The following is an 11,965-nucleotide window of genomic DNA, read 5'->3' as shown; positions in this document are numbered from 1 at the left end:
GCACAGAGCCCCGGAACCGGCGCAGTGGTTCCGGGGCTCGGTCTTTGCGGGCCGGTTCAGACCCTGCGCAGTACCGCGACCACCTTGCCGAGGATGGTCGCCTCGTCGCCGGGGATCGGCTGGTACGACGCGTTGTGCGGCAGCAGCCACACATGGCCGTCCTCGCGCTTGAAGCGCTTGACGGTGGCCTCGCCGTCGAGCATGGCGGCGACGATGTCGCCGTTCTCGGCGACGGGCTGGCGGCGGACGGTGACCCAGTCGCCGTCGCAGATCGCGGCTTCGATCATGGAGTCGCCGACGACCTTCAGCACGAACAGCTCACCGTCGCCGACGAGCTGGCGGGGGAGCGGGAAGACGTCCTCGACGGATTCCTCGGCGAGGATCGGGCCGCCGGCGGCGATCCGGCCGACGAGCGGGACGTAGGAGGCGGCGGGCTTGCCGGCGGTCTCCGTGGTCACGCTGCTGGTCTGGTCGGAGCCGCGGACCTCGTAGGCGCGGGGGCGGTGCGGGTCGCGCCGCAGGAAGCCCTTGCGTTCCAGAGCCATGAGCTGGTGGGCGACGGAGGAGGTGCTGGACAGCCCGACGGCCTGGCCGATCTCCCGCATCGACGGCGGGTAGCCACGCCGCTGGACCGAATCCCGGATCACTTCGATCACCCTGCGCTGGCGGTCGGTGAGCCCCGAGCTGTCGGCCCGGATTCCTGGCGGCCGGCCTGGCAGGGCGCGTGCGGGCTTCTGCTCTTCGGAGTCCAACGTGGCATCGTCCATCGGCGTGCTCCGTGCCGTTTGAGGTTGCTCGAATCGGCTCGGGGAGTGGCTTTGTGCGGTGATGGTCGCGCTGTCTGCGGTGGTGGTCACGTCGGCCCCTCTCGAAATGTTCTCCCTAGTTAGCCAACGGTAGTTGCTTTCGAAAGGTTGCGCCAAACACACGTTCGAGTGAAAAATTCGCTGATTGGCTGACCCGATCAAGTGGGTGGGTGTATAGCGAATGGCCATTCGAGCTTCGCGGTACGCTTTCGCCCGAGTTCTCCCCGCAGTGTCGCCCGCAGCGCTTCCCGCCGCGTTTCCCGCCGCGTTTCCCCGCCGGAGCGCCGGCCGGATCGTCGACCGCGCCGCCCGATGGGAACCGGTCACGGTGGCCGGTCGCCGCACCGTGGTCGATTCTGTCATCACCGCCCCTGCGCCCGGCCGCCCGGGTGGCGTCCCGTACTCTCTTGGGCGACCTCCCGGCCCGCCTCCGCCGCGACACGCGGTAGGCGGATGTAAGCGGCCCGACACCATATCTAGTGCTTAGATGCGTTCGGCCACCTACAAGTTGTGGTGCCTGGTCCTTCAAGGCCCCCGGGATCGCCTATGCTTGTGGCTGCTCCGAAGGGCCCATACGGACCGGCGGAGGTTATTCGTCGTACGCCGGGAACGGTGGCGTACGTACGTCCGTATAGCGAGGGTGAGGAGGGTGGAGCCATGCACTGCCCCTTCTGCAGGCACCCAGACAGCCGGGTCGTCGACAGCCGTACGACCGACGACGGGACGGCGATCCGCCGGCGCCGCCAGTGTCCCGACTGCGCCCGCCGTTTCACGACCATCGAGACGGCGTCGCTGATGGTGATCAAGCGGAGCGGGGTCACCGAGCCCTTCAGCCGCAACAAGGTCATCGCCGGAGTGCGCAAGGCGTGCCAGGGCCGCCCGGTCACCGAGGACGCCCTCGCCAAGCTCGGCCAGCGGGTCGAGGAGGCGGTGCGCGCCACCGGCAGCGCCGAGTTGTCCACCCATGACGTCGGGCTCGCCATACTGGGCCCGCTGCAGGAGCTCGACCTCGTCGCGTACCTGCGTTTCGCGTCCGTGTACCGGGCCTTCGACTCGCTCGAGGACTTCGAGGCGGCCATCGCCGAGCTGCGGGAGCAGCGTGAGCGGGGCCGGCGCGAGCAAGGGCAGTCCGCGCAGGGCAGCGGCACCGAGGGGGAAGCCGGCGGTCCGGCCGCCCCCGTCCCCGTGCCCGCCACGGCCGCCGACTGAGTCGGCGCGCGTCCAGGACCTGGCCGGGGCTAGAGCAGGCGCCCCGGCTTCAGAAAGACATACACCGTGCCACGGAATGCGTGCGCACATATGGGCGTTTGCCCGTATACAGGGAGGCGGAATGACAGAGACGACGAGCGGCCCGGCACGAGGCTCCCGCGCCAAGGGCAGCAAGGCGAGCAAGGGTCTGCGTATCGAGCGCATCCACACCACCCCCGGCGTGCACCCGTACGACGAGGTGGAGTGGGCGCGCCGTGACGTCGTCATGACCAACTGGCGCGACGGCTCGGTCAACTTCGAGCAGCGTGGCGTCGAGTTCCCCGACTTCTGGTCGGTGAACGCGGTCAACATCGTCACGAGCAAGTACTTCCGCGGCGCGGTGGGTTCGCCGACCCGTGAGGCGAGCCTCAAGCAGCTCATCGATCGTGTGGTCAAGACGTACCGCAAGGCCGGCGAGGACCACGCGTACTTCGCCTCCCCGGCGGACGCCGAGATCTTCGAGCACGAGCTGGCGTACGCGCTGCTGCACCAGGTCTTCAGCTTCAACTCCCCGGTGTGGTTCAACGTCGGGACCGCGCAGCCGCAGCAGGTCAGCGCCTGCTTCATCCTCTCCGTGGACGACTCGATGGAGTCGATCCTGGACTGGTACAAGGAAGAGGGGATGATCTTCAAGGGCGGCTCCGGCGCCGGCCTGAACCTCTCCCGTATCCGCTCCTCCAAGGAACTGCTCTCCTCCGGCGGCAACGCCTCGGGACCGGTCTCCTTCATGCGCGGCGCCGACGCGTCGGCCGGCACCATCAAGTCGGGCGGCGCCACCCGCCGCGCGGCCAAGATGGTCGTCCTGGACGTCGACCACCCGGACGTCGAGGCCTTCATCGAGACCAAGGTGAAGGAGGAGGAGAAGATCCGCGCGCTGCGTGACGCGGGCTTCGACATGGACCTGGGCGGCGACGACATCACGTCCGTCCAGTACCAGAACGCCAACAACTCGGTCCGGGTCAACGACGAGTTCATGAAGGCCGTCGAGGCCGGCTCGAAGTTCGGGCTGCGCGGCCGGATGACCGGTGAGGTCATCGAGGAGGTCGACGCCAAGGGGCTGTTCCGCAAGATGGCGGAGGCCGCGTGGGCGTGCGCCGACCCCGGCATCCAGTACGACGACACCATCAACCACTGGCACACCTCGCCGGAGTCGGGCCGGATCACCGCGTCCAACCCCTGCAGCGAGTACATGCACCTGGACAACTCCTCGTGCAACCTCGCCTCGCTCAACCTCCTGAAGTTCCTGCGCGACGACGACCAGGGCAACCAGTCGTTCGACGCGGCGCGCTTCGCCAAGGTCGTCGAGCTGGTCATCACCGCGATGGACATCTCCATCTGCTTCGCCGACTTCCCCACCGAGAAGATCGGCGAGACCACCCGCGCCTTCCGCCAGCTGGGCATCGGCTACGCCAACCTCGGCGCCCTGCTGATGGCCACCGGGCACGCCTACGACTCCGACGGCGGCCGCGCGCTGGCCGGTGCCATCACCTCCCTGATGACCGGCACCTCGTACAAGCGCTCCGCCGAACTGGCCGCGGTCGTCGGCCCGTACGACGGCTACGCCCGTAACGCGGACGCCCACAAGCGCGTCATGAAGCAGCACGCCGACGCCAACGGCACCGCCAAGCGCATGGACGACCTGGACACCCCGGTCTGGGCCGCGGCGACGGAGGCGTGGCAGGACGTCATCCGCCTCGGCGAGAAGAACGGGTTCCGCAACGCCCAGGCGTCGGTGCTGGCCCCCACCGGCACCATCGGCCTGATGATGGACTGCGACACCACGGGCGTCGAGCCGGACCTGGCCCTGGTCAAGTTCAAGAAGCTCGTCGGCGGCGGCTCCATGCAGATCGTGAACAACACGGTCCCCAAGGCGCTCAAGCGGCTCGGCTACCAGCCCGAGCAGGTCGAGGCGATCGTCGCCCACATCGCCGACCACGGCAACGTCGTCGACGCCCCCGGCCTCAAGCCGGCGCACTACGAGGTCTTCGACTGCGCCATGGGCGAGCGCTCCATCTCCCCGATGGGCCACGTCCGCATGATGGCCGCGGCGCAGCCCTTCCTCTCCGGTGCGATCTCCAAGACGGTCAACGTCCCGGAGACGGCCACCGTCGAGGAGATCGAGGACGTCTACTTCCAGGGCTGGAAGCTCGGCCTGAAGGCGCTCGCGATCTACCGCGACAACTGCAAGGTCGGCCAGCCCCTCTCCGCCAAGAAGAAGGAGGAGGAGAAGGTCGAGGTCGAGGCGCCGGTCGAGAAGGTCGTCGAGTACCGCCCGGTGCGCAAGCGCCTCCCCAAGGGCCGTCCCGGCATCACCACCTCCTTCACGGTCGGCGGCGCCGAGGGCTACATGACCGCCAACTCCTACCCGGACGACGGTCTCGGTGAGGTCTTCCTCAAGATGTCCAAGCAGGGCTCGACCCTCGCGGGCATGATGGACGCCTTCTCCATCGCGGTGTCGGTGGGCCTCCAGTACGGCGTGCCGCTGGAGACCTACGTCTCGAAGTTCACCAACATGCGCTTCGAGCCGGCGGGTATGACGGACGACCCCGACGTGCGGATGGCGCAGTCGATCGTCGACTACATCTTCCGTCGCCTGGCGCTGGACTTCCTGCCCTTCGAGACCCGCTCCGCGCTCGGCATCCACTCCGTCGAGGAGCGCCAGCGCCACCTGGAGACCGGTTCGTACGAGCCGACCGACGACGAGGTCGACGTGGAGGGCCTGGCCCAGTCGGCGCCGCGCCAGCTGGAGGCGCCGAAGTCCGCTCCGGCGGCCAAGGTGGTCGAGGAGACCGCCGCTCCGGCCCCGAAGCAGGCGCACACCAACGCCGAACTGGTCGAGATGCAGCTGGGCATCAACGCCGACGCGCCGCTCTGCTTCTCCTGCGGCACGAAGATGCAGCGGGCCGGCAGCTGCTACCTGTGCGAGGGCTGCGGCTCGACCAGCGGCTGCAGCTGAGGTAAGCGCGTAAGCGCCGTGCCTGGCTGAGAGGCCAGGTGAAGCGGGGATCGGCGGTATGCCGGTCCCCGCTTCGGCGTGTGTGGCCCCGCGCCGCCGTATCGGCGTTGCCGTATCGGTGTTGCCGTATCGGTGTTGCCGTATCGGTGTTGCCGTATCGGCCCCGGCCTGATGGAGTCTGCGGATGATCGGCAGGACGTTGTGGGAACGGCGTTGGGAGCGGCGGCTTCATCAGCGGGGGCGGGCTTCGGCGCTGGCGGTGGCGGGGGACCACATCGTCGTACACGAGCGGTACACCCGCCTGGTCTGCCTGGACCGCCGGGACGGTTCGGTCCGCTGGGACATCGCCACCGGAAAGTGGCCGCGCGGCGTCGTCATCGCGGGGGACCGCTGTCTGGTCCTGCCGCAGAACACCGACCGGCTGTCCTGCATCGACCTGGCGACGGGATCCGTGGTGTGGTGCGCCGCACTGGACAGCCTGTCGGGGCATGTCGTGGCTACTACGGACACCGTTCTTGTCGGCGGCTGGCGCGGCTACAGGCCGTTGGCGGCGTTCGATCTGCGGGACGGCCGTGCCCTCTGGCGGACGGACGCGCCGGCGCACACGGTGCGGCCGCTGCCCTGGGCCGGGGCCGTCCTCCTGGGCAGCGGCCAGGACGCGCGGCTGATCGATCCGCGCGACGGCGGCGAACTGGCTCACTGGCGGCTGCCCGAGCCCCTTGCGGACGCCGATCACCGCCCGGTGTTCACCGCGATCGGCCCCGACCACTGCCTCGCGCGCTGCGGGCCACGGTCCCTGGTGGTCCTCCGCCGGTCGTCCGGGGCCGTCGACCGGTTCGCCACCCATGACAGCGATCTCTCGCCCACGGCTGCCGAATTCACCGGCGGTGCGGTGTGGTTGCGGGACCGGCGTGCCGGCTCCCATGCCGTCGACCCCGCCGACGGATCGAAGCTCTGGACGGTGGACGTCGGACAGCCGCTCGTCGAGGGCGTGGCGCGGGCGGGCGAGGGTTTCGCGGTCGCGAGCGGGGACGGACTGCTCTACCGCTTGGGTGCCGACGGGCGGGTCGTCGGGAGGTCCTCGCAGGCCCGCAGGATCGACGGGCTGCGTGATCTGGGGGCGGGGGAGGTCCTGCTGGTGACCAAGGGGACGTTGACGGCGGTCGGGGTGGCGGTGTGACGTGCGGGGGCTGGGGTGGCCGGGGCGGGACGGCTGGATCGGGTGCACTGGGTCGGGGCGGCTGGATTGTGGGCTGATGCAGGCCAGTTGTTGACGTCTGATGCTGAGGTCTGATGCTGACTGTTGTTACGCGCTCTGTTGTGGCGGCAGGGGTCAGAGTTTCGTCGGACGGTGCGTTTCCGGAGTGCGGTCCGCCGCTTGTCGGGCGGGGACGGCGCGGTCCGTGCGGGGCCGGGTCAGCGTGTAGAGAAGCCCGGCGATGAGCTGGAGGGCCGCGATCCCGAGCAGCAACAGCGGTGGCGGCAGCGCCGCGGCCGCCCCGACCAGGGCGGCTCCGCAGGCCGCCGCCGAGATCTTCAGCCCGGCCCCGAGGGTGAAGACCTGGGCCCGTGCGCGCGGCGGCGCATGGTCGGCCCGTATGCGCAGGGTGGCGGTCAGCAGAGGCCCTTCGCACAGCCCCGCGAGGGCGAACAGCGCCAGGCCGGCGGCCGTCGAGGGGATCAGCGCGGCCGCGGCCAACGCGGCGCCGGTGCCGAACAGGGTGCCGGCCGCGAGAAGTTGGGCCGTGACCGGGGGGTGCCACCGCGCCACGGCCAGCGAGCCGGCGAGCGTCCCGACGGCGAAGGCCGTCATCAGGATGCCCGCGTATCCCGGGCCGCCCCGTTGGTCGGCGAGCAGCACCGTGGTGGTGGCCAGGCCGCCGATTCCGCAGTACGCCAGGCAGGTCGCGGCGGTGATCGCACGCAGTTCGCGGATGCGCCGGATGGCCGTCAGCCCGGCCACCAGGTCGGCGCGCAGCGTGGCCGGCTCGGATGCCGGCCGGCCGGGACGGGTTGCGTACGACGGTCCGGCGCCTTTGGGTGACGGTGCGGCGCTCTTGGATGATGATCCGGCTCCCTTGGACGAGGATGCGGTGCCCTTGGACGCCCGTCCGGACACCCCGTAGCGCAGTCCGGTGGCCAGCGCCGCCGCACCGGCCGCCGCCACGCCGAGGAGTGCCATCGCCGGACCGGGCGACGCCACGCCCGCGACGATGCTGACGGCGGCGGGTCCGGCCACCGACGCGGCGCTGTAGACCGCCGCGTCCAGCGCGTAGGCACGGTCCCGCGGCGCGCCCTCCGGGACCAGCCCGGCTATCAGGCTGGACAGGCCGCCGTAGACCGCCGGACCGCAACTGCCGCCGGCCAGGGCGACGGCCAGCGCCACCGGCGCGGGAGCCCGGCCGATGAGCCCTGCCAGCGCCGCGATGGCCGCGGCGAACCCGCCCAGCGCGCAGAGATAGAAGAGCCGGGGGCGCTGCACCCGCGCCGCCAAGGCGCCCACCAGGGGCGCGGCGAGCACATGCGGCGCCATCCAGGCGGTGAGGACGAAGGCGCCCCCGGCCGCGCCGCCGGTGCGATGCAGCGCGAGCATCACCACCGCCACGGCCATGCCCTCCTCCGCCAGGCGGGCCAGGAACGCGGTCGCCAGATAGAGCCGTAAGGGTGCTGTGGGGGGCCTCACGCGCATAGGGGCTCCTAAGTAACGTCTTCTTCGACTAAGTCGTTACAGGGTGAGGTGGAGCGGAGTGGGTGAGCAAGGCCGGGAGGATTCGACCTGTCGCCGGCCAGGAGAGGAGCGGGGCCCGTCGTGAGTGGTGACGTAGCGATCCAACGGGGCTTCCGGCCCGCCGAGCGCCTGATCGATCTCGCGAACGCGGTCCTGGCGTCTCCCGAACTGCCGAGGGCCGCGCTGGCCGAACTGCTCGCGCGCCACGGGGAGAGCCCGGATGATCTGACCGGGCGTGCGTTCTCGGAGGGCGATGCGGACGGCCTGCGGGACGCCGTCCGCCGCGTCACCGGCATCCTCGCCGAGGCCGACACCGACCGGGCCGCGCACGCCATCAACGCGCTGCTGGCCGAATGCGGTGCCCGCCCGCATCTGTCCCGCCACGGTGGCCATGCCTGGCATCTGCATGTCGACCGGGGCGAAGACGCGAGCTGGGCCGACTGGTTCCTCGCGTCCAGTGCCCTGGCGCTGGCGCAGATCCTCACCGAATACGGGCGCGTCCCCTGGGGCGAATGTGCCGCCGCCGGCTGCGCCACGCTCTACCTCGGCACCGGTCCCGGCAGCGCCCGCCGTTACTGCTCGGCCGCCTGCGCCTCACGGGAGCGGGTGGCGGCCCATCGCCGCCGCAAGCGGGCGAGCGGGTAGCCGCGACGGTTCCGGGGAGGCGGCGGTCAGCCACCTCCCCGCCACGCCGTCCGTCGGTCTGGCCGTCTGTCCGTCCGTCTGGCCGTCTGTCCGTCAGCGACCGGCCCGTGGACCGTCAATGGCCCCTCGGTCGGCTTCGGCAGGCATGATGCGCAGCCGTTCAGTCGGCAGGCACCATGCGCAGCCGTCAGCAGCCTTTCACTGACCCATCAGCCTGGTGAACGCGTCCGGGTCGGCGTCGAAGCCACGGACCATTGCACGGAACCGCCATTCGCCCGACGCGTCCCGGGCGAACTCGGCGACGGTCGCTGCGGTGGCGCCCGCGACCTCGGCGAAGTCGTTCTCCGCCAGGTCGGTGTACCCCTCGCGGATCTGGACCTCGGTGTTCTCTATGTCGCCGAAGGTCTTCCTGCCCTCGCCCTGCTGAATGGCGACCCCGACGACGACGCGCGAGTACGTCTCGGACAGCCGCTCCAGCTCCAGCGTCATGATCTCGTCCGGGCCGAATCCCTGGCCGGTCCGGCTGTCCCGGTTGAGGATGATGGTGCCGTCGGGTGACCGGCTGTCGAAGTGCACCAGGTAGGACGGATCGCCGTGCGGCGCGTCCACCGTGTATGTCGCCGCGATGATGTCGAGGTCATGATCCGGCTCGCCCATGGGGCTGGGGTCCCACTTGAGCGTGACCTCGACCTTCCCGATCCCTTTGCTGAACGTGCTCACCGGGCTTCCCTTCCTTCGAATGCGTCGAACCGGGGCGTGCGCAGCGGCTCCGCGTTTGGTCCGCTGCCGGTCACGCCTGCTGCCGAGGGCGGGACATACGCTCCCGATGGCCGGCAGGCAGCCGCCGAGCTCCCGGGGAAACGCGGCTCGCCCATGTGGGCACGCGGACAACCCCCAGAACACCCCGTTGGTTGACCATCGTGCCACGCCGGGGGCTTGGCGGGGTGGGGTGAAGTGCGGTTATGGGAAGCCGGGTTGGTGCGGGCCGGTGGCTGGAACACGCCCATCCGTCCTGTTGGGCGGCGGCTGTTGCGGCGGTCCGGGGCTGGTTCCGGAAGCCTGCACCCGCGCCCCGCGCCCCGTACCCGCAGCCACCGACCCGACTCGATCCGCCGGGCCGCCCAGGTGGTCGTTCGCCCTGCCCGCTCAGGCCGGCTACTCGCCCCAGAGGCCGCCGAGATGGGCGTCGAGGACGGCCAGCGCCGTGTCGGGTGAGAGATGCCCGATGAGTACGTGCGCGGTCAGCCCGTCGGCAAGGGCGAGGAGGGTGCGGGCCGCGCACTCCGGGTCGTGGGATCCCTTGCCGCGAGCGGCTCCGGTGCCGTCGGCCCCCTCGGTGCCGCCGGTGTCCCCGCCGGCTTCTGCGATGAGCCGGGTGAACACCGTCTGCAGACTGGCGTAATTCGACCTGAGGATTTCGGCCAGTGGCGGACTGACCGCGGCCTGGGCCAGGAACGCCAGCCAGACGCGCGCCTCGGCGCGATGTTCCTCCCTGAGGAGCGCGATCTCGGTCGTGGCGTGCCCCAGCGCCGTACGGGCCGACTGGGCCGGTGATTCGACGAGCCGCGTCGTCACCCGCGCCGCGATCCGTTCGCCGATGTACGTGAGGGCGAAGACCAGCATCTCCTCCTTGGTGCGGAAGCAGCGCTGTACCGCCCCCATGGACACCTCCGCGCGGGCCGCCACATCCCGCAGCGTGACGCCCTCCAGACCGCTCTCGTCGGCGAGCCGGCACACGGCCTCGGCGATCTGCCGGCGCCGGCTCTCGTGGTCCACCTGCTTGGGCATGCCGCGCCCTCCGGTTTATTCGATGCGTACGTATCGATGGCAAGGCTACGATGCCCGAAGCGATGCGAGCGTATCGGAACGTGCGCGCCTCAGTGCGCTGCGCGCCTCCGGACACATCGCGGGGCTCGCATGCCGCCAACCACGGCGCGCGGGAGCAACAGGCGAGAACCCGCGAGCGGGACCCGCGGACGAGGCCCAAAAGCAGGCCCGCAAGCGAGTAACCCGCGCGTGGGATCGCAATTGAGTGGCACACACGATGGTGAGGTCAGGTCATGCAGGACGCACTGTGGAAGATGTCGGCCCGCGCCCAAGCGGCGGCGGTACGGGACGGTGAGGTGACGGCGGTCGAGCTGGTCGACGCCCATGTGGAGCGCATCGCCCAGGTCAATCCGGCGGTCAATGCCGTGACCCAGCTGCTCGCCGACCGGGCGCGCGAGGACGCGGCACGGATCGACCGGCGGCGTGCCGCGGGCCGGGAACTGGGCCCGCTGGCGGGCGTCCCGTTCACCGTCAAGGAGAGCACCGCCATCGAGGGCGTCCCGACGACGTACGGCGCGGAGCGCTTTCGCGGCAGTGTGGCGCGCACCGATGCGCCCCCGGTTTCGCGGCTACGCGCGGCCGGCGGCATCCCGATCGGGCATTCCAACATGCCGACGCTGATCCTCGCCGGTATCCACACACGCAGCGAGCTGTTCGGCGACACGGCCAACCCGTGGAGCCGTGCCGTCACCCCTGGCGGCACCAGCGGCGGGGACGGCGCGGCCGTGGCGAGCGGTATGGCACCCCTCGGGCTCGGCAACGACTCCGGGGGATCGGTGCGCATTCCCGCTTCCTTCTGTGGCGTCGCGGGAGTGAAGCCGACCTACGGGCGGTTCGCGGCGGACCACCGCCTGGGACCGGATGACCCCGCCCTCGCCGCCCAGGTGCTGGTGGTCGACGGGCCTCTGGCGCGAACGGTCGACGATCTCCGGCTCGCCTACGAGGTGCTCGCCGGGGCCGATCCGCGCGACCCGAGGGCGGTGCCGGTGCCCCCGTATGGCGAGCCGCTCGCGCGTCCCCTCAAGGTGGCGATGGTCACCGACCCGGGTGGTCAGGGCGTGCACCCGGCAGTGCGCAAAGCCGTCGAGAGCGCCGCGGACGCGCTGCGGGACGCCGGATACGAGGTGTGCGAAGTGGCCGACGTGCCGCGGCTGGATGACGCCCTTGAGGTCTACGGGCGGATGACGCAGACGGAATTCGCCGCTTCCTGGCCGCTGGTCAAGCCGCTGCTGGGAGAGGGCGGCCATCGCTATATCGAACTGGGGATGGCGAAGCGCGGTCCCGTGGAGCTGGCGGAGTATCTGCGGCTGACCGGCGTACGACTGGGCATCCGCCGTGATTGGGCGGCTTTCCTGGACGAGTACCCGCTGGTCCTGGGGCCGGTGTTCACCGAGCCGCCGTTCCCTCCGGGGGAGGAGGCGCGCGACGCGAACAGCCATCAGCGGGTGCAGACGGCGATGCGGCTGTGCACCGCGACAAGCTTCGTGGGAGTGCCCTCGGTCGCCGTGCCCACCGGGGTGGTGGACGGGCTCCCGTATGGCGTGCAGCTGATCGGGCGCTCCTATCGGGAGGACCTGTGTCTGGAGGCGGCGGAAGCGGTGGAGCGGCGACTCGGGGTGCTCACGCCCATCGACCCTCGTGCGTAAGGTCGTGCCGACCCGCCGGTAACAGGTACCGGCCCCCGCCCGTAAGGGAGTTCGGGGCGGGTGCGGTGTGACGCGCAGTAACGCCCTGGCGCCCTGGGGCCGTACGATG

At 70.8% G+C, this 11,965-nt stretch carries 9 protein-coding genes; 5 read left to right on the top strand and 4 right to left on the bottom strand.

Annotated features, from left to right (window positions below):
- Positions 1-56: 56 nt before the first annotated feature.
- A complete protein-coding gene (lexA, locus tag FCH28_RS36570) occupies positions 57-857 on the bottom strand; it encodes a transcriptional repressor LexA (RefSeq protein ID WP_136744740.1) in 801 nt (266 codons plus the stop codon).
- 606 nt (positions 858-1,463) lie between these two features.
- On the opposite strand from lexA, the gene nrdR reads away from it, so the two are divergent.
- The 3 genes from nrdR (at position 1,464) to FCH28_RS36555 (ending at position 6,190) form a co-directional block, all read left to right on the top strand.
- Complete coding sequence (gene nrdR / locus FCH28_RS36565; RefSeq protein WP_136744739.1) at positions 1,464-2,015, top strand: transcriptional regulator NrdR; 552 nt, start codon at positions 1,464-1,466, stop codon at positions 2,013-2,015.
- Positions 2,016-2,136: 121 nt separating this feature from the next.
- Positions 2,137-5,010: a vitamin B12-dependent ribonucleotide reductase gene (locus tag FCH28_RS36560; protein ID WP_136744738.1), complete on the top strand. Its 2,874-nt coding sequence runs from the start codon at positions 2,137-2,139 to the stop codon at positions 5,008-5,010.
- A 184-nt stretch (positions 5,011-5,194) separates the two neighbouring features.
- On the top strand, positions 5,195-6,190 hold the full coding sequence (locus FCH28_RS36555) for an outer membrane protein assembly factor BamB family protein (protein WP_136744737.1): 996 nt from the start codon (positions 5,195-5,197) through the stop codon (positions 6,188-6,190).
- Positions 6,191-6,343: 153 nt separating this feature from the next.
- Here the strand turns inward: FCH28_RS36555 and FCH28_RS36550 are convergent, their stop codons facing one another.
- Entirely contained in the window at positions 6,344-7,699 is a 1,356-nt protein-coding gene (locus tag FCH28_RS36550) for an MFS transporter (protein ID WP_136744736.1), read from the bottom strand.
- 120 nt (positions 7,700-7,819) lie between these two features.
- On the opposite strand from FCH28_RS36550, the gene FCH28_RS36545 reads away from it, so the two are divergent.
- Positions 7,820-8,383, top strand: coding sequence for a CGNR zinc finger domain-containing protein (locus tag FCH28_RS36545; protein ID WP_246103495.1), 564 nt, complete (start codon positions 7,820-7,822; stop codon positions 8,381-8,383).
- Between the two features lie 198 nt (positions 8,384-8,581).
- Here the strand turns inward: FCH28_RS36545 and FCH28_RS36540 are convergent, their stop codons facing one another.
- Positions 8,582-9,103: a TerD family protein gene (locus FCH28_RS36540; protein WP_136744735.1), complete on the bottom strand. Its 522-nt coding sequence runs from the start codon at positions 9,101-9,103 to the stop codon at positions 8,582-8,584.
- A gap of 435 nt (positions 9,104-9,538) precedes the next feature.
- Positions 9,539-10,171 (bottom strand): TetR/AcrR family transcriptional regulator, encoded by a 633-nt coding sequence (locus FCH28_RS36535; protein ID WP_136744734.1) that lies wholly within the window; start codon positions 10,169-10,171, stop codon positions 9,539-9,541.
- Positions 10,172-10,443: 272 nt separating this feature from the next.
- On the opposite strand from FCH28_RS36535, the gene FCH28_RS36530 reads away from it, so the two are divergent.
- Positions 10,444-11,856, top strand: a complete 1,413-nt coding sequence (locus tag FCH28_RS36530; protein WP_136744733.1) for an amidase — start codon at positions 10,444-10,446, stop codon at positions 11,854-11,856.
- Positions 11,857-11,965 lie beyond the last annotated feature (109 nt).

The sequence above is a fragment of the Streptomyces piniterrae genome (assembly GCF_005048155.1).
Lineage (GTDB): Bacteria > Actinomycetota > Actinomycetes > Streptomycetales > Streptomycetaceae > Streptomyces > Streptomyces piniterrae.
Note: the sequence above shows the minus strand (reverse complement) of the source record. Positions and strands in the feature narration are given on the sequence as shown.